The 19,115-nt window shown below is 44.2% G+C and carries 15 protein-coding genes; 2 read left to right on the top strand and 13 right to left on the bottom strand.

All coding sequences use genetic code 11. The features are described 5' to 3' along the window. Nucleotides 1-43 precede the first annotated feature (43 nt). Both EAE91_RS18190 and EAE91_RS18185 read left to right on the top strand, forming a co-directional pair. A complete protein-coding gene (locus EAE91_RS18190; protein WP_214089711.1) occupies nt 44-4,459 on the top strand; it encodes a Tc toxin subunit A-related protein in 4,416 nt (1,471 codons plus the stop codon). 105 nt (nt 4,460-4,564) lie between these two features. Further along, on the top strand, nt 4,565-4,804 hold the full coding sequence (locus EAE91_RS18185; protein WP_244868923.1) for a type II toxin-antitoxin system HicB family antitoxin: 240 nt from the start codon (nt 4,565-4,567) through the stop codon (nt 4,802-4,804). A 50-nt stretch (nt 4,805-4,854) separates the two neighbouring features. Here the strand turns inward: EAE91_RS18185 and EAE91_RS18180 are convergent, their stop codons facing one another. From EAE91_RS18180 to EAE91_RS18120, 13 genes are all read right to left on the bottom strand, one after another. After that, nucleotides 4,855-5,166 carry a helix-turn-helix domain-containing protein gene (locus EAE91_RS18180; protein ID WP_214089710.1) on the bottom strand — a complete coding sequence of 104 codons (312 nt, stop codon included), beginning with the start codon at nt 5,164-5,166 and terminating at the stop codon, nt 4,855-4,857. A gap of 80 nt (nt 5,167-5,246) precedes the next feature. After that, nucleotides 5,247-5,609 (bottom strand): helix-turn-helix domain-containing protein, encoded by a 363-nt coding sequence (locus tag EAE91_RS18175; protein WP_214089709.1) that lies wholly within the window; start codon nt 5,607-5,609, stop codon nt 5,247-5,249. A 119-nt stretch (nt 5,610-5,728) separates the two neighbouring features. Beyond that, nucleotides 5,729-6,784: a ferric ABC transporter ATP-binding protein gene (gene fbpC / locus EAE91_RS18170; RefSeq protein WP_214089708.1), complete on the bottom strand. Its 1,056-nt coding sequence runs from the start codon at nt 6,782-6,784 to the stop codon at nt 5,729-5,731. A gap of 15 nt (nt 6,785-6,799) precedes the next feature. Then, entirely contained in the window at nt 6,800-8,878 is a 2,079-nt protein-coding gene (locus tag EAE91_RS18165) for an ABC transporter permease (RefSeq protein WP_214089707.1), read from the bottom strand. A gap of 121 nt (nt 8,879-8,999) precedes the next feature. After that, entirely contained in the window at nt 9,000-10,031 is a 1,032-nt protein-coding gene (locus tag EAE91_RS18160; protein WP_214089706.1) for an ABC transporter substrate-binding protein, read from the bottom strand. 17 nt (nt 10,032-10,048) lie between these two features. Beyond that, a complete protein-coding gene (gene uhpC, locus EAE91_RS18155) occupies nt 10,049-11,389 on the bottom strand; it encodes an MFS transporter family glucose-6-phosphate receptor UhpC (RefSeq protein ID WP_214089705.1) in 1,341 nt (446 codons plus the stop codon). 73 nt (nt 11,390-11,462) lie between these two features. After that, nucleotides 11,463-13,007, bottom strand: a complete 1,545-nt coding sequence (locus EAE91_RS18150) for an MASE1 domain-containing sensor histidine kinase (RefSeq protein WP_214089704.1) — start codon at nt 13,005-13,007, stop codon at nt 11,463-11,465. Then, nucleotides 13,004-13,636, bottom strand: a complete 633-nt coding sequence (locus EAE91_RS18145; protein WP_214089703.1) for a response regulator transcription factor — start codon at nt 13,634-13,636, stop codon at nt 13,004-13,006. The genes EAE91_RS18150 and EAE91_RS18145 overlap by 4 nt, the downstream gene beginning before the upstream one ends. 658 nt (nt 13,637-14,294) lie before the next feature. Next, complete coding sequence (locus EAE91_RS18140) at nt 14,295-14,567, bottom strand: PAAR domain-containing protein (RefSeq protein ID WP_214089702.1); 273 nt, start codon at nt 14,565-14,567, stop codon at nt 14,295-14,297. Between the two features lie 3 nt (nt 14,568-14,570). Continuing rightward, the gene (locus EAE91_RS18135; protein ID WP_214089701.1) at nt 14,571-15,716 is read right to left on the bottom strand and encodes a DUF3396 domain-containing protein; all 1,146 of its coding nucleotides are present in this window, start codon (nt 15,714-15,716) and stop codon (nt 14,571-14,573) included. A gap of 37 nt (nt 15,717-15,753) precedes the next feature. Continuing rightward, nucleotides 15,754-16,899, bottom strand: a complete 1,146-nt coding sequence (locus EAE91_RS18130) for a DUF3396 domain-containing protein (RefSeq protein ID WP_214089700.1) — start codon at nt 16,897-16,899, stop codon at nt 15,754-15,756. Between the two features lie 16 nt (nt 16,900-16,915). After that, nucleotides 16,916-18,274, bottom strand: coding sequence for a VRR-NUC domain-containing protein (locus EAE91_RS18125; protein WP_214089699.1), 1,359 nt, complete (start codon nt 18,272-18,274; stop codon nt 16,916-16,918). Nucleotides 18,275-18,276: 2 nt separating this feature from the next. Continuing rightward, nucleotides 18,277-19,115, bottom strand: an 839-nt coding sequence (locus EAE91_RS18120) for a bacteriophage T4 gp5 trimerisation domain-containing protein (protein ID WP_422615664.1), incomplete at its 5' end; no start/stop codon positions are given.

Here is a 19,115-nt window from a genome sequence, read left to right as displayed (position 1 = left end):
TAATTTTCATGGTGGAATAAAAAATTTAATAGAGGTTCAGAATATGAAAAATATTGTTGCTAAAAAATTAGCTGAGAATGTTCGTGATGGATTGGTTAGTTATTACTTGGGGCATATTGCAAAAACAGCGAATGTACCCGATTTAAAAACACCGGATGATTTGTATCAATATTTACTTATTGATAATCAGGTGTCTAGTCAGGTTAATACCAGTGTCGTTGCACAAGCGATTTCCAGTGTTCAGCAATATATTAATGGCATTATGCTTAATATGGAATCAGGATATGATTATCAATATGAAGATAAAGTAAAAACATGGAATAATGTTTTAAGCCAATATAATATTTGGGCTGGTTTTCAACAATTATGGAATTATCCAGAGAATTATATTAGTCCTATATTACGTCAAGGTAAAACAAGTGATTTTAAAGAGTTGGAGGATAATTTAAATAAAGGAAAATTGAGTGATGAAGTTGTTCAAGAAGTTATATTGAATTATTTGAATAAATTTGAAGAGATAAGTAATTTAGAGTTAATGAGTGGCTATATCAATACGACTAAAGAATTAGCACCCGCTCAGGCTGAATATTATTTCATTGGTAAGATGAATATTACGCCAGGTCAATATTATTGGCGATCGCTGAATATGGCTAATCGAAATATGCAAGATGTCATTAACCCTACTGCTTGGCAAGAGTGGGAAAAAATTGGTATTCCTGCTACTGGGGAAGTGATTAAGATCAGGCCAATTGTTATTGATGGTCGTCTTCATATCGTTTGGTTGGCACATGAAGCTGATAATAATAAAGAAGAAAATTATTATAGTATTAATTTGATATATCGAAAATTTAATGGTGAATGGAGTCTTCCAAATAAATTACGTACTTTTACTGGCGATAAGAATAAAATTAATGATGGCTTTGAACTGATTGCATTAATGGATTTACGAGCTGAACCGGTATTAGTTATTTCTGCTATTTGTAAGCCAGTAAAAACAGAAAATAATAGATCAGGAGAAAAGAATTATCCGTACTCCTGTAATTTACTATTTAATGAAGTTCCTGTGCCTTTGGTTGGTGATAAGTCATTAGATCTCTATATTTATCAACAGATGAAATCTAATCCTACGCAAGATCTTACGCAATCGAATATGTTGTCAGCCTATTTTGGGGATACATACAAATTAGTTGATAAACCTATTTATCGGGAGTCAGGAAGTTATCCTGGGCTTGCGACAGGGAAAATGACACTATTTGCTGAAATGGGTAGTAGAAAACTACGTCTCAGTGGTAATAATAGTTTGTCGATTGGGAAAGAGATTATTAAATCTGTAGCATGTGATATTGATCTTAAAAGTAAATCTAGTGAAGCAGGAAAGGTTAATATTTCACTCGCTGATGGCGCTAAAGAAAATAATGGAAAAATAACGGTTTCTGTCGCGGTGACTATTAATGATAATAGTTATGCATCAGGTGACTATTTTTATATTATGTTTAATTCTAGTCAGAGTGGTTATCCTGAGTTGAATGTTAATTTTTCTGAATGGGGACAAAAGCAAGGTAATGCTTATCATTTTATCAAAGAAATGGAAGTGCCTCTGTCTGGATTACAAGAAGCTAAAGTATTTAGTTCAGAACTCAATAAGTCTGGTGGTAAACTTGTTGCTTCTGGAGAGGGAACGCCAAAAGTAGATATTGATCATTCAGGTTATAGGGAGGCTGATTTCTGTTTATGGCATACTAAAGGGGGGAGTGATAGTCTGTTATATTCAGAACACCAATTACTCAATGGAAAGAGTATTATTCCTACGGTAGAACTTGATCTCGCTGAAATAAATGGTAATGATTCGAGTATGTTTTTAAAATTAGGTTATAAGAAAGAGGGTGAAGATGCGGACTTAGGTTATAACTATTATGAAGTTAAAATAAGTAAAACTCCCTATCCTAATTTGCTGTTGACTTATGATAAAAAAACGCAAGCACAGTATCTGGATATTACTGAATTGCAATTTAAATATCGATCTATCAGATTAAATACCCTATTTGGCAAAGAGCTTATTGCGCGGGCTAACCATTGTATTGCTGATGTACTGAATTGGGAGGCACAACATATTAAAGAGCCGCCTATTCCGGGGAGTGATGAAAATAATGATTCAGCGCTTAACGGAGCAAATAGTATTTATTTCTGGGAGCTTTTCTTCCATGTGCCTTATTTAGTTGCGTATCAACTCAATGCCTCACAACAATATCAGGATGCCCAAAACTGGTTACACTATATTTTCAACCCAGGAGTAAAGAATAAAGCTAATGGTAGCCTAAATTATTGGAATTGCAGCCTGTTAGAGGTTTCTCAAGATAGCTCAGTACAATTAAAAGAATTACAAGATCCAGATGCAATAGCTTATGCTGATCCGGTACATTATAAGAAAGCCATATTTCAAATGTATGTGCGGAACTTAATTGATTTTGGTGATAGTTTTTATCGCTTTCTGACTAATGACGGACTTAATAATGCTAAATTACGCTATCTTCAAGCACAGCAATTACTTGGACCCAGACCCGATTTTGATTTAATTAGTCATTGGCTACCGATTGAATTGGCAGATGTTACCTCTTCAAAGAATAATAAATTACGCGAATTTGAGAGTAATATTGATCCTGATATATTAATTGATCTGCCAGCCACTAAAGTCAGTGCTCATACGGCGGTCGATAATGCGATATTCAGAGTGCCTTTGAATAATGATTTACTGTGGTATTGGGATATTTTATCCAGTAGATTTTATAACTTGCGCCATAATTTAACGTTAGATGGTAAACCTCTGTCGTTACCATTATATGCAACGCCTGTCGATCCAAAAAATTTGCTTACTTTAATGGCAAACGGTGGATCATTATTGGCAGCCAGTAGTACGGGTATTTTGAATATACCGCCTTATCGTTTCCGCGCGTTGTTACCCAGTGTTTATCATGCGGTAGATACATTAAGTCATTTTGGTGATTTACTCTTGAGTGCGCAAGAACGTAAAGATCGTGCGGAACAGGAAGAGTTGAATCAATTACATTTAAAAGATTTAGCTATTTTCGCTATTTCATTGCAGAAAGATGCTGTCGCAATTGCTGAAAAAGGGAAAGAGGCATTATTAAAAAGTCAGCAGACATTACAACAGCGGATTGATCATTATAAGGCGCTTTATGATGAAAACATTTCTACAGATGAAACTAATGCTCTGAATTTACAAGGTACGGCAAAAATTATTTCTTCTGTTGAAGAAGGAATGTTAACCGCCGCCGGTGCCGCTTCGCTGATACCTAGCATTGCGGGGACATCATTTGGTGGACAACGATGGCATATGCCGCTTGTTTGTTCTGCGGGTATTACACGTACTGCATCATTAATCATGCAGATGGCGAGTGATACATTAAGTATTAAAGCGGGTTATAACCGGCGACGTGAAGAGTGGGAGATTCAATATAAACAGGCGGAAAGTGAGCTGGAAATGTTGAAAAAACAGCTTGAACAGCAAGAGGCACAAATCTCCGCTGCGAATACAACATTACAACAATCTCAGGCACAACTGCAAAAAGAGCAGGATATGTATCAGTTTCTGACTGTAACCAGGGTAACGAAATCTTCGCTTTATCAATGGCTGAATGATCAGATGATGTCATTATATCGTCAGGCTTACGATGCAGTGCTTTCGCTATGTTTAAATGCACAGGCATGCTGGCAATATGAAATGGGAGATTTTGCCACCCAATTTATTGTGCAAAATGGTTGGGATGATAACCATAATGGTTTATTGGTAGGAGAAAAAATAAAACTGAATTTACTGAAAATGGAATCGGCTTATTTGAATCGTAATGAACGTCGTTTAGAGTTAACTAAAACTATCTCGTTAAAAAATCTATTATCTGATACGAAAAAATGGACAGATATTCAATCTGAGCTTAAAACTGGTGAAGGAATTACATTTATACTGAATGAAAAATTATTTGATCAAGATTATGCCGGGCATTATTTACGCCAGATCACTTCTGTATCGGTCACGCTGCCGACATTAATTGGTCCTTATCAGGATATTAAAGCGACTTTAACTCAAACCAAAAGTTATACATTGAAAACGCCGGATATTAATGGTGTGAAATATTTACTTTCAAATAAAGAAGGCGATAATAAACAAATTGTTACGAATTTGAGAGCGAGCCAACAAATCGCACTTTCATCAGGGATTAATGATAGCGGTACATTTAATCTTAATTTCGGTGATGATCGCTATTTACCTTTTGAAGGAACGGGCGCGGTTTCTGACTGGAAACTCATTTTCCCATCAGCGGCAACAGACAATATACAGCGAGATATTTTGGATAATTTGACAGATATTATTTTGCATGTACGTTATACCGCGAAGGATGGAGGTGAGGTATTTTCTGGTCAGGTAAGAGAACTATTTAAATAATATGTTTATTTGTTGTTGTTTTTGTGTTTAATATTTAATCAGGAACCTGGAGAGTTTATTTCCATTATTTGCCAGGTTCTTGCTGTTTTAGTCGAGAATTAGGTCATGATCAACAATACATTAAAAATTGACGGCCATGTGGCTGTTATCACTTTTGATCAAGAAATCGAGATGTTTCGCGGTGAATTTGTTGGGTTAAGTGGTGGCGCTGACTTTTACGCTTATAACATTGGTGAGTTGAAGAAAGAAGGAACTAAATCTTTGGCGATCTTCTTTGATGAGTGTAAAAAAGAGGGTATAGAACCTTACAAATTGTATAGCGGTAATGAAATCAGGGGCTTTTAAGTAAAAGTGAAATTCAGTGCGTTAAGCACTGGATCTCACTTTTGCTAGGGTTAAACGGCGGGCAACGTGGTTAAAGCGACTTCCGGCTCGCTTATCTCGATATGCCGGATATACACACCTGCATGAGCCATCATCGTAATCAGTTTATCCACACTGAAAAGCTGTATTTTCCCCCTAGCAAGCTCTGAAACATGGGGTTGGGTAATCCCCAGTACTTTGGCGGCTTCAGCTTGGGTAAATTCCCGTTTTGCTATCCATGCATTGAGAATATTTATTAGTTGAGCACGGATCTTCATGTTTTCGGCCTGCTCTGGTGTATCACTGATCGCGTCCCATACGCTTTCAAAAGTCTGTATTTTCATAATTTCTGCTCCTGTATCAGTGCTTTAAACGAGGTTTGTCAGCGGTCAGAGCACCCCGAAAGGTACCTTTAATGGTTATGTTAAGCAGTGATAATTTTCAATCCTTGTTTATCAATGAGGTTTAGCATTCTTAATGCTGCCCCATTGGGCTTAATTTCACCACGCTCCCATTTCGATACGCTTTCTTTCGTCATATTAAGCGCCAGAGCTAAACTAGCTTGAGAAATGTTATAACGGTCGCGTAATTTTTTGATTTCATCTCCAGACATCGGGCGAGCTTTAGCTATATGTTTACTTAAATTGCGAACCTGAATTCTAGCTTCAAGTTTTTTGGTTAAATCACCGTTAGAAATACCAGCCTCTTCCAGCTCTTTTGCAAAGCTAAGCATTTCGTCCAATTTAGTGCTTACTTTCACTTCTACTAAAAGTCCCGGTTCGAGCATTTTTTATCATCATACTGCAAAAGTTCTGCGGCAACGTATTTTTAACCTTCTAAATCATCTTTCTCAGGCCGCCATTTGGCGGCCTCTTGATCTAAAAGTTAGAATTTTTTGTAATCAAATTAACTGCTGCTTTTCTCGGTCAAAATAAACATTCCAAACGGATGAATTTCCAGATAATAATTATCGCCAACATCGGGTTGCAATTGGGTAGCGTTAATCTGTAACAACAGAGTTTGCCCTTGCCAATCGACTGTGACTTCATATTGTGGCCCCATGTAAGCCACATGGCTAATGGTGCAGCGTTGGCTGCTATTTCCTTGATGGCTCAGGGTAATCGCTTCCGGTCTGACGCCTACCGTTACCGATTGCCGGTTGGTGGTGAAGTTTGCTGGTCGTGGCAGGCGATATTGGAAAATTTCAACATAACTAGTACCCAAAGTCGCCGGGAAGATATTGGCATCTCCCATAAAACTTGCCATAAACTCAGACGCCGGTTGGCGATAGAGTGTTTGTGGCGTGCCAATTTGCATGATTTTACCTTTATTCATCACCAGTACCGCATCGGAAACGGCAAATGCTTCACTTTGATCATGGGTAACGTATAGCGAGGTAATATTAAATTGCTGCTGTAATTCGCGGATTTTCTCGCGCATACTGCGGCGCAGATTGGCATCAAGGTTACTCAGCGGTTCATCGAAAAGTAACACTTTAGGCTTGAGGATCAGCGTGCGAGCGAGAGCGACACGCTGTTGTTGACCGCCGGAGATTTGGTCTACGTAACGATCTTCAAAGCCGCCTAAGTCCACCAGCTCCAGCGCCTCTTTAACCCGTTCCCGTATTTCTGTTTTAGGCCGCCCTAGCATTTTCAACCCGTAACCGATATTTTCCCCCAGTGACATATGCGGGAATAGGGCATAGGACTGAAAGACCATGCAGATATCTCGTTGCTGAATAGAGCGATCTGTGACGTCTTCACCGTCAATGAAAATTTTACCTGCGCTAGGTTTCTCTAGCCCGGCAACCAGACGTAATACGGTGGTTTTGCCGCAGCCGGATGGCCCTAACAGTGTCACCATATGTCCCTGCGGAATAGAGAGATCCAGATTATCGATCACGGTGTTGCTACCGAACCGTTTGGTTACATTTTTCAGTTCGACAAAATTTTGTTGTGTCATGTCGTCACTCCGTGATTACTGTGTATTTTTGGCTTTGGAACGCGAGATCCGCGCTTCGCCAATCAGGTAGTCAAATAAGAAAATAATGGCCAGCATAACCACAATCAGGATCGAGCCATAAGCGATAGCCACTCCGTATTCACCATCTTCCACCCGATTCAGAATATAAGAGGTTGCTACGCGGGTGTCTGGGGTGACTAGGAAGACAATCGCGCTGACGGTGGTAATCGCACGAACGAAGCTGTAGATCAGTGCAGATAAAATCGCCGGGCGTAGTAAGGGCAACAGTATATGGAAGATGGTTTTCATCGATCCGGCACGCAGGCTGAGTGAAGCTTCATCCAGTGATTTATCAATTTGTCCAAGACCGGCAATCCCTGCCCGAATACCCACCGGTACATTGCGCATGGTCATGGAGATAATGACGATTGCCGCCGTTCCGGTGAGATAAAAAGGTGAATCGTTGAAGGCCAGAATGTAGGAAACCCCGGCGACGGTGCCCGGTACGGCAAAGCACAGCATGGTGGTGAATTCGATGGTTTTTTTACCGCGAAATTCCTGACGTACGACAATGTAGGCAATTAGCAAACCGAGGATGGCGGTAATGGGGGCCGCGATACCGGCGTAGAGCAGGGTATCCAGTAATGATGGCCATGCGCCGTCGTGCATACCTTGACCGAACAGTTTGATAAAGTTATCGAAGGTCAGGGTGTAATCCACGCCCCAGTTGACGGTGAAGCTGCCGTAAAAGATGCTGCCGTATAACAGAATGTTGAACACAACCCAGATAAATAGGATGGCACAGACACCCCAAATCAGCGAAGTTGGCAACGGTTGTACATCACCACGGTAGGATTTGCCGGAAACCGTGACGTAGGAACGTTTACCAATCCACAGGTATTGCACGCAGAAGACCAGTAGCGAGAAAACCAGCAGCGAAGCGCCGAGAGTACTGGCGGCTTGATAGTCGAGTTGAGAACCGGTGATATAGAAATAGATCTGGGTCGCCAGTACGTCAAAGCTACCGCCCAGTACCAATGGGTTACTGAAATCCGCCAGTGACTGGACAATGACAATCAGGAAAGAGTTCGCCAGTGCCGGTTTCAACAGTGGGATAAAAACATTGAAGAACGTCTGATAGCGATTGGCACGCAGAGTATAAGCCGCTTCTTCCAATGAGGGATGGATGGTTTTGATAGCGCCATCAAGGATCATAAAGGCCATTGGCGTGAAGGCCAGAACTTGCGCCAGCCAGATGCCGGTAAAGCCATACAGCCAGTTGGTGTTGGTTAGGCCAAACCAGGTTGCCATAAATTCAGTGATATAGCCGGAACGGCCCATCATCAGGGTGACGCCTAAACCAACAACAAACGGTGGTGTGACGATGGGTAAGATGGAGAATACCCGGCCGATAATCGCGGAGCGGCGGGCGATTCGAGCGGTATAAATTGCCAGTACCAGCCCGAAGAAGGTGCAACCTGCGCCAACCGCCAGCGAAAGCAAAACAGAGTTGATGATAACCTGAATAATATGTGCTTGCCCTAGGATCGATATAAAAGCAAATGGGGCAAACTGACCGGCGTCATCCGTAAACATCGGAATAAAGATGGCAATACTCGGATAAAGGATAAATAGGCCGATGAGGGCAATAACCGCGACTAATGAACCGATAACAAAACTATCACCACCTAACCATTCAAGGCGAGACAGGGCCAGAGTAATAATCGCGCCTAGCGAGATAAACAGGAAAATCGTGGAGTAGCCCAGCCCACGACCGATAATAGCTGCGCTGATAACCACAAATAGCGCGCATAATAAGGCATAACCTGCATCAAAATAGTGGCGGCTATACTGATTGCGGTTTGCTGGTGTGAGCGGACGTAGCAGCAACGCCGAGGGCAGCAGGAACCACAGTAAGCTGATGTTTAATCCGTTCCAGCCGTAGGCGGCGAGCAGTTCATCTTGAGTAGATTCGAATAGGCCATAGTCCAGGCTCCATGATGGCAAAAGCGCGAAGGCCAGCCACATCAGAGCAACCCACCAGAACACGGCATCCTGCTTTTGTCTGATAGGCAGAATAAAGGCGTGAGACATAATTTCCCTCTATTTTATTATTGTGTGGTAGCAGCAGTAAGAAGCTATCCATTGGTGCGGAAACATAAAGTAGCCTGACGGATAGCTTCTAAGGGCGGAGGTGATCCGCCCTTGACTGGCTTTATTTAGCCATTTTCACTTCTGTCACCCATTTGGTAATTAACTCTTTGCGTACATCACTGGCACCATATTTATCCATGTCGTAATTGATCAGTTTCAGATCCGATAATTTAAGTGCCAAAGGAGCCGCTTTCGCTTTGGTGTTGGTCAGGATTTGATAAGCTTTCCCTTTCTTCCAGCTCAATTCTTGTGCTTCTTTGGATAACACCCAGTCAACAAACAGCTTGGCGTTGTCCATGTTGCGGGCATTTTTGATGATACTTACGCCGCCGATTTCATAACCGGTGCTTTCACATGGCGCGATAAGTTTTAGTGGTGCGCCATTTTCTACTTCCAATGAGTAATCATGCAGGAAGCCGATGCCAATCGCAGATTCGCCACGAGCGGCATTTCGTGCTGGGGCAATGCCGGATTTGGTGTACTGAGAAATATTGGTGTTTAGTTTTTTCAGATAATCAAATGCCTGATCTTTGCCCCATAACTGAACAAAGGTCGCTAATGCAGTGTAAGCCGTGCCTGAACTTTGAGGATCGGCAATCTGAATTTCGCCTTTATATATCGGCTTGGTGAGATCTTTCCAGCAGGTTGGAATCGGCAGATTTTTCTCTTTTAGACGTTCAGTGTTGACGCCATAGCCCAGAATACCGACATAAACGGCGGAGCTGTAGTTGCCTTTACGTTTAGCCGGGTCGCGGAACTGTGGCATGATTTGCGCCAGATTAGGGGATTTATAAGGTTCTAGCAGATCCATCTCTCCCGCTTGAGATTGTGGGTCCAGAGTACCGCCGTACCAGACATCCGCTTGTGGATTGCGTTTTTCGGCTTCAATTTTTGCCAAGGTACTGCCTGAGCCATTACGGATAAAAGTGGTTTTTACATTGTATTTTTCACCGAATGCTCTGGTTTCGGTTTCACACATAGCGTTAGTGGCGCTGCAATAAACGATCAATCGCCCGGCGGCTTGAGCGCTGTTGGTAAATGCAGCAACGACCAGACCGGCTGCGATAAGTGTAGAGAGAGGTTTCAGTTTCATTGTCTTATCCTTAGTATTCAAAACTGCTTATTATTAGAAAGTAGCGAGGCTACTCCATGTTCCCTTTTACCAACGTCTGCCATTAACAGTGGCATTAACAGCAAACCCATCATGGCGGCTGCGGCGGTGAGCAGGGCAAACATCCCTGACCAGCCATAGTGGGCAACCACCTGACTTAGCGGCCAGCCTGCGATTGCCGCGCCCAGGTAGGCGTACAAACCCAGATAACCCGTGACGGTACCGGCGGCTTGTTTATGGCAATATTCTGTAGCGGCCAGCCCAATCAGCATTTGCGGGCCAAATACAAAAAAACCGATACTAAAAAAACAGACTGCCAACAGCGCGTAGTGATGAATGGGAGTCAGCCACAATGCGGTGACAGCTACGAATAGTCCAAGAGCAAACAGGAGAATCATTGGGGCGCGTTGGCCGCGGAACAGTAAATCAGATCCCCAACCAGAAAACAGTGCACCGGTTAAACCACCGAGTTCAAACAGTGAGAGCGTCGCATTGGCACTGAGCAGATTGACACCATGTGTTTCCGACAACCATAGGTTTCCCCAATCGTTAATCGCCATTCTGATGAGATAGACCAGAATGTAGGAGAATCCTAGCAACCAGATAGTTCTGTTAGTTAAGATCGTATCCCGCAGTATCTGCATCATCGGCATGGGGGGCGATAGTTGTTCGTGTCGAAGCTCCAGTAAATCCTGCCGCCACTGTCCTACACTGGGCAAACCTTGTTGTTGTGGTATGTCGCATAACTGATGGCAGAGCCAGATACCTAATAAAATGCCGATAATTCCCGGCATCATCAGCGCTGTTTGCCAGCCGTAAGTTGTCGCCAGAAAAGCGGATAACATCGGGACGGTAATACCGACAATATTAATGGAGGTATTCCAGCATCCCCACCAGAAGCCGCGCTCATTGCGGGAATACCAGTGTGTCAGCAATCTGGCGCAGGGCGGCCAGCCCCATCCCTGAAAGAAGCCGTTTAGTGTCCAGATGATCAGCAGTGCGGAAAATGATGAGCAGAAAGCAAAGATAATGTTTAACACACCTGTCATCACTAATCCGGCACCCATAAACCAGCGATAACCGGTGCGATCATGAAATACGCCGGAAATAAATTTTGAGCTGCCGTAAGCCAGATAGAACAGACTGGTTATCCAGCCGATATGCCCTTTATCCAGTCCTAATTCCGATTGCATAACGGGCATGACAAAGTTAAAGCTTTTTCGCGTCAGATAAAATGCGGCATAGCCAATGATCATGGAAATTAGCAGACGACCACGCCAGCGGCGATAGTGTTGTGAAATCTGTTCCTGGCTGGTGGCTTGCATACGAGACTCCTCCATGAAAAGAAAATGTAAAGAAAAATTAATGAAAATGGATGGGGTAAGGTTTTAGGAAAATAGGAATAATTCTTATTTATGCCTGATTTTCATCAGAATTTGTGGGCAAGTTAACAGTTATGCGTGTGCCGTTATCATTACTTAATTGCCAATCTCCCCCTAATGCACGGATACGTTCTTCAATACCCTGGAGGCCAAATCCGCCTTTTATTTTGTCTTCTGCAATGCCGATGCCGTTATCACTAATTCTGAGTTCGATCACATCCCGGTATTGCCGCAGGATGATAGCGATTCGAGTCGCTTGAGCATGCTTGCTGATATTGTTCAGTAACTCTTGAACCAAGCGGTAAAGGGTAAAAACCACCGTTTCATCCGTTGGATTTTGAGGAAGCTGGTAATCCAACTGGCAATCGATATTTTGTTCTTTAAATGCAAGTTCATGGATCAAATGGTGAAGTGCTTTTTCTAAAGACATCTCTTCTAAAACCGGTGGGCGCAATTGGCGTAATAATTGACGTGTGGATTGATGAATCTGTTGGGCAAGATGATTGATCTGCCCTGCGATCATCTCTGTTGCCGGGGTAGCGGCGGTACGTTTTATCAGCGTTGCCTGAATTTGAATGGCGGTAATATTCTGACCAATTTCATCATGTAACTCGCGGGCAATGCTTTTACAAACGTTTTCTTCTGTGTGAATCAGTTTCTTCATCAGGATACGGCGGGCGGTTAACTCCCGTTCTAGCAATTCACGGTAACGTTGCAAATTTTCAGCGAGCTGTTGCTGACGGCTGATTGCTATCCCTAAGCCCATGCCTAATAAGGACTGAATGGTCAGGAACATTTCCAGTTCGCTTAAGTCGTTAAAAGTACCACTGAATTGCCGAGCTGATGTAATCATGAGACTGCCTAACAGAGCCGCCAGTACGCCACCTTGCCAACCGTAACGGTAGGCCATAAAGACATTGGGAATAAATATGAGAATGATTAAAAGATTCTCAATTTCTGGTGACATAAAGATCTGGGCGCTTAACCCGAGCAAGCAGAATAGACAGCACCACATCAACAAGGAAGGGCGTAACTGCGGATCAGGATCACTCGGTTGCAGCATATTTCTTAAATGTTGCTGACGCAGATATTCATGGATCAGATAAACAAAAGGTGACAGCAAAACGCCACCGGTTATCGAGGTGAGAAACAGATGGCTGGCACCGACAGTCAGCGTAAACCCCAGACAAACGGCCTGTAACACACTATTGGCGGCTACGCCGACTAGCAGAATCGAGAGCCGCTGCCAATACAGAGTATAGCGCTCCCAGAATTGCTGCACTGTAAGGACAGGTATTAGGCTGAGAAAGGGGGATAACAGAATGATATTGTGAGTAATAAGTTGTTCACTGCCGAGCCATAGCAAAATAATAATCTCAGTGGCTAATAAGGTGGGTAAGTAACGACGCCCCAGTAGGATAAACAGTGCCAGCCGCAACCCTTGTGGCAAAAGCAGTGCCGCTTGTTGCCCGTTATCATTCAGGTAGAAGCTGATAGTCCACAGAGCAAGCCAACTCAGTGAATAGAAAAACAGCAGAAAAAGTGATATCAGGCCAAATCGTGATCCTCTGTTCATAAGTTCCCCGTTAGAATCTGGTGTTGCAGAGCGTAATGAACCAGATCAATAGTGCTATCGCACTGGAGTTTGCTAAGAATATTGGCACGATGAACATGAACTGTTTTATGACTGAGGTTGAGTTGTTCTGCGATAGTTTTAACATTGATGCCATTGATAAGTAGAGAAAATATTTCTCGTTCTCTGGGCGTCAGAACTTGCAGTGCTTTAATCTCTTGTGGTGTCTGACGCAGTGCTTTTAGTGCATCGGCGCACAAGTAGCAACCGCCTTGATGTACGGAACGTACTGCTTGTACTAATTCTTCCGGGCCGCATCGTTTGGTGAGATAGCCGCAGGCACCGGCATCCAGCGCGCTTTGTACAAATGCCGTGGTGTCATAAATACTGAGAATAATGGTACGAAAATCAGGCCGTTTTTGCCGTAACCGGGTGAGCAGGTGTAAACCGCTTTCATCGGGCATATCGATATCCATCACAGCAACGTCAATCGGGTTTCTGAGTAAACCCAACCAAGCTTCTTTGGCATTGGCGTATTGCCCGGCGATTTCAAGATCCTTTTCAAGCGCGAGTAGTTGGGCAAAGCCGGAACGGACAACGACGTGGTCGTCAATAAGTGCAACTCTAATCATAAGTTTTCGTTAATGGATAATGGTTAATGAAATAATTTATATGATGTGCAGGAAAGGCAGGTTGTGCAAATTAATCAACTAAATCTGCAAGAAAGCTAACAAATTTAGCGAGTTGTCGGATGACTAAGTCGATGGAGGGAAAGGATTGTTTGTTAACTATGAATTTGTGAGCCGCCTTTATGCTCTGAGTACTGGCGTGGCGCAAGCCAGAAAAATAGGGATTGGCAAAAACCGCCGTAAACCCTCGCATTAGGTCAGGATTTACGGGGCGATTGTTAAAAACCCCTTTTTTATCTATCAGTGTGGTTTTAAAAGCGGGAAAAGAGACCAAGCTAACCACGAAAAAACAAAAGGTGATAATTTATAAAAGCTCGCAGAATTGCCAGTAAAACAATATTAGTAAAACAACATTGGTAAAACCATGTCGGTAAAACAGTGTCAGTCAAAATAAATCGGATATGATTAATGCTCATTTAAACGTAAAACTACGATATATCATGATGTTTAAATTTAGCAAAAAACTAATATCCAAAAGATAAAAAAAGATTAAAACCAGATACCGATTAAAATCATACGTTAAAAAAACAACTTTTAATCACAGTTTAAAACCTGCTCTGGTTTTATGGGTATTTGAATTAAAGGCTTTAGCATTTGATAGTTATGACCGTACCTTTAATCGACAATCGCCGGTCGGGCAACCACAATTAACAAGGTGCCCCTCCAGCGCGACAGGTATTCCTTGTATATTGAACAAGTTAGAACCTTCCGCAACAGCGCCGGTTTGTTTACAGGCGGGACAAAACACCGGGTCACCTTTACAGGCAACCGATAGTTGTTGATTTACCAAATCGGAACCCTTTAAAACCTCGCCTCCGGTTGTTGTGGTATCACCTTTAAGGATAATTTTTTTCCCTTCCACTACACTACGCATTATTTACTCCGTTGTATTTTCCGTTTCCCGTATTAAATGCCAGAGGGTTGTGCCCTTCTCTGCACCTTCAACATCAAAAGCCATCGCCCCCTGAGCAAAGAAGTACTGTTTGTCAGGCAGGCTATCGGTTTGCCAGATCCCGCTGACCAGTGCCGGATGATCACCTCTCAAAGGGGTCACTTGTAGCGGTCCCCGGTCATAACGGGCATACCAGGCCAGGGTGGAAGTTGAATTAAAATGCCCTTCACCATAGAAGTGCAATGAATGGCCTTCACGAGGTGTCACCCGTATTGGGCGTATCAGTTGGTTAATAGCAAAATAACTCTCCGGGACACTGCCCGGTAGTGGCGTTAAGTCCGGGTATTGACCGGCCCGGATAATCAGGCCATCGGAATAAGAACTAATCACCACATCCCGGTAGGGACGCAGCACATGACGTATCCAATATTCCCCACCCAGTCGGTTTACAAATCGTTTGGACAGCAGGGTGATCCAATTAATGCCACGGATGGAATGTCCATACTGTAATTTGGCTGTATGAACAGCAGAATTAACCTGCAATGAAGGGTAACGTTGCGCTAGCTGGTACTCTAAGGGAAAGTAGTCATGGTAATCTCTGGGCAGCACCAGACAGTAACCACAGTCCCCACTGTCCGGTTCGAGTTGTTCACACAGAAAGTCCAGCCAGGCCATAAACCGGCTCATGCCCTCTTGTTCTTTCAGATAATCCCAGGGCAATACCAGACTCAAGTAAGAGCTACTGTCGTCACCATCAGCTTCATCGGAATCCAGGTAATGCATCAGATAGCGAGGGGCTTCATAGAGATTTCTAGCGTCACTAACATCCCAACTAGAGGGCTGATTTTTTTTCTGATTTAGGATTCCTTCTTCGACTTTGGCAATATTTTCCGGTGAATATTTTTTTAACCCCTTTAATTCATGAGTATGAAAACGCAGTTGAGTACCAAACTCCTCCCGAAAACGCCGGTAACAAGCCAGAATGCGTTGCTTTTTCTCTAGGGTGTAACCCTGTTTAAAAAACAGGGTAATCGAGAGACCCAGACGAGAAACAGTCAGTCCATCGCCATTGAGGAAGGTAAATGCGGTCAGTTGTGATTTCAACTGGGCAAAGTTGTCTAAAGTTTCCATCATATTCTCCGTGAGTGATGAGTCGGTGGATAATCTGTTATTCCCACATACTTGCCGCTTCCCGTACCAGATGCCAGAGGGTTGTGCCCGTCTCTGCACCTTCAACATCAAAAGACATCGCCCCCTGAGCAAAGAAGTACTGCTGGCCCGGCAGGCTATCGGTTTGCCAGATCCCGCTGACCAGTGCCGGATGGTCACCTTTCAAAGGGGTCACTTGTAGCGGTCCACGGTCATAACGGGCATACCAAGCCAAGGTGGAAGTTGAATTAAAATGCCCTTCACCATAGAAGTGCAGGGAATGGCCTTCACGGGGAATGACCCGTATCGGACGTATCAGTTGGTTAATAGCAAAATAACTCTCCGGGACACTGCCCGGCAGTGGCGTTAAGTTCGGGTATTGACCGGCCCGGATAATCAGACCATTGGAATAAGAACTAATCACCACATCCCGGTAGGGGCGCAGCACCTGACGTATCCAGAATTCCCCACCCAGTCGGTTTACAAAGCGTTTGGATAGCAGGGTGATCCAGTTAATGCCACGGATAGAGTGTTCATACTGTAATTTAGCTGTGTGCACTGCGGAGTTCACTTGCAGGGAAGGGTAACGTTGCGCCAATTGGTACTCTAAAGGAAAATAGTCATAGTAATCTTTGGGCAGGACCAGACAGTAACCACAGTCACCACTGTCCGGTTCAAGCTGTTCACACAAAAAATCCAGCCAGTCTATAAACCGGGTCATACCCTCTTGCTCTTTCAGATAATCCCAGGGCAGTACCAGACTCAGGTAGGAGCTATCATCGTCACCATCAATTTCTCGGGAATCCAGATAATGCATCAGATAGCGTGGAGCTTCATAAAGATTTCTAGCGTCACTAACATCCCAGCTAGAAAGCTGGTTTTTTTTCTGATTAAGAATACCCTCCTCAACTTTAGCAATATTTTCCGGGGAATATTTTCTTAACCCTTTCAGCTCATGACGGTGAAAACGCAGGTGAGTACCGAATTCCTCCCGAAAACGGCGGTAGCAGGCCAGAATGCGTTGCTTTTTTTCCTGAGTGTAGCCCTGTTTAAAAAACAGAGTGATAGAAATCCCAAGACGGGAAACGGTCAGCCCATCGCCATTGAGGAAGGTAAACGCAGTCAGTTGTGATTTCAATTGGGCAAAGTAATCTACAGTTTCCATATTTTCTCTCCGTTAATTATGAAGCGGTGGCGAATGTCACACTCGCCAATATTGCCAGGACGGCGGCTAACGCGGCGGCGCTAACTGCGGCAGCGGCAGCTAAAATTTCCACCAGTGCAATCAATGCGGCAGCGACGGCAAGGGTGACCAGGATAACAACAGCAACACCGGCAATAATCACCACCATTTCCAGCATCCCTTCACCCACCTCTTTTAATATTTGCATCCAGCTAATGTTTTTTAGCTCTTCCAGGGTGATATCTGAACCCTGTTGCACAGTCTGCCACCGGGCTTTTATCTCACTCTCCGTCCAGGTCACGATTTTTCCCGTTTGTTCACTGACCCAGGAAAATGCGTAGCTGGCCTGATGGCTTATCGGGTCAATAATTTCTTCACACACCCACTTGCCGGTTTGATTGAGCCATGAACCAAACTGGGCAAGAAGCTCCCGGGTACTGTCGCGGACATAATTCAACCCATTATCGGCTAAACCCGCCACCTCCTGCCCGAGGACAACCCAGTCTTCATAGCTGGGTAAAAACGACCAGCGGGAAGTGCTGAGAAGCGGTGGATTTTTTGTCAGAGGTTGCGGAATAGTCCCCGGTACACCCTCTGCGGGAGGAGCGGGTAAAGCTTCATCATCAGGCGGCGAACCGGGCGGCAGCGGGGCCAGTGGAATGGGATTTTTATAGTGCTGGGAACCGGGCTGATAAAGTTTTCGCCACGCTTCATCATACTGTTTTTGCTCTTCTGTGCGGTTATCGTCGATACGCATCACACCAAAGCGGTCTTCGGTCGCAATCTGAATGTAATCAGTTTGTTGCCCTTTAGTGAGTTCATCCCCCGGAAATTTCACCTCAATCAACATCTTTAGATTATCAGGGTGCACAGAACCATCGAAGTAGGTGGCATTTCTGCCCGGCCAACGGAGAGTCTCATCTTTAACCAAAATAATATCGGGCCGACGGATACTAACAACACCAAATTTCTCCGCGTCGTCGGCAGAAGGCCGGGCGAACGGATTACTGGATTGCGGTAAGTTATCGCCATAAAGCTGTTTAGAGGCCAGACTGGTCGCCAGCATAGGCAAAGGAACATCCTTCTTCCCCCGGATAGCAAACACCACTTCCGCTTTATAGGGCCATAAAAAGTCATGCTTAAGCTCCTCAACCTTAATCAACCCACTCATAATGACTTGATTAAGAAAGCGAATAGCGCCCATTTTGGTGACGATCATTGCCGGCAAACGCAGAGCGTATTCGGCTTTTCTCGCCAAATAACAGGGATCTTCATCGGCGGGAAAGACCCCTATTTCCATCGTACAGGTGATTGATGTGACAGCCGGGCACATCTTGCCGTTGTTGGATATTGCCATACTTATTCCTCCGTAAATTCCATAACATGCTCTACCGGTGTGTTATCACTGGCCTGATATAAGGTTTGCTTCGGTTTCGGTGGGTTTTCTGGTGAACGCAGTTGCAGATTTTCTTCTGCCGCACTCTGCACCGTCACTGTTCTGCCCAGTGCGTCAGTTTTACCCGGGATGACCTGACCATCGCCGGTGGTGATGGTGTAGGGGACATTCACCAGCGGCTTATCGCTGTGCTCACTGAGCAGGGTATAGCGGGCGGAGTAGTCAAACAGCGCACCGGCGGATTTCTTGCCAGTAATATGGTCAGTCATGGTGATGCTGACCCCTTCGATGCGGATATTGCCCATCGGGTCAATAACTATCTGCCCGCCTGCGTTCCCAATGATGATTTGCCCGCTTTCAGAGTGCACCGTGATATGTTTACCCACGGTAATTTGCTGGTTATCGGCGATGTTTAATTGATGGCTTTTACCAATGGAAAGGGCTTGCTGACCTTTAATGGTCACCGTTTGATTTTGACCAACTTCAAGCGTCTGGCCGCCCTGCACGGCTTCATCATCATCGTTTTTAATTATCGCCGTGCGGTTATGCGCCACTTCTGTTTGCTGGTCATGGCCTATCTGCGTGGTTTTGTCCCAGAGAATCTGGCTATTCATATCCCGCTGAGCATGAATAAACACTTCCTCTCTTCCTTTATTATCCTCAAAGCGCAGTTCATTAAATCCCTGCCCTCCGAGAGTCCGGGTTTTAAAGGTGGTACGGGTTTTCTCCAGCGGTAAATTAAGAGGCGGGCGGTTGAGGCCGTTATAGGTACACCCCGTCACAATCGGACGGTCGATATCGC

Origin of the sequence: Photorhabdus noenieputensis (assembly GCF_018448935.1) — a bacterium.
In the GTDB taxonomy this organism is placed as follows: Bacteria; Pseudomonadota; Gammaproteobacteria; order Enterobacterales; family Enterobacteriaceae; genus Photorhabdus; species Photorhabdus noenieputensis.
This window is presented reverse-complemented; position numbering and strand designations above follow the sequence as displayed.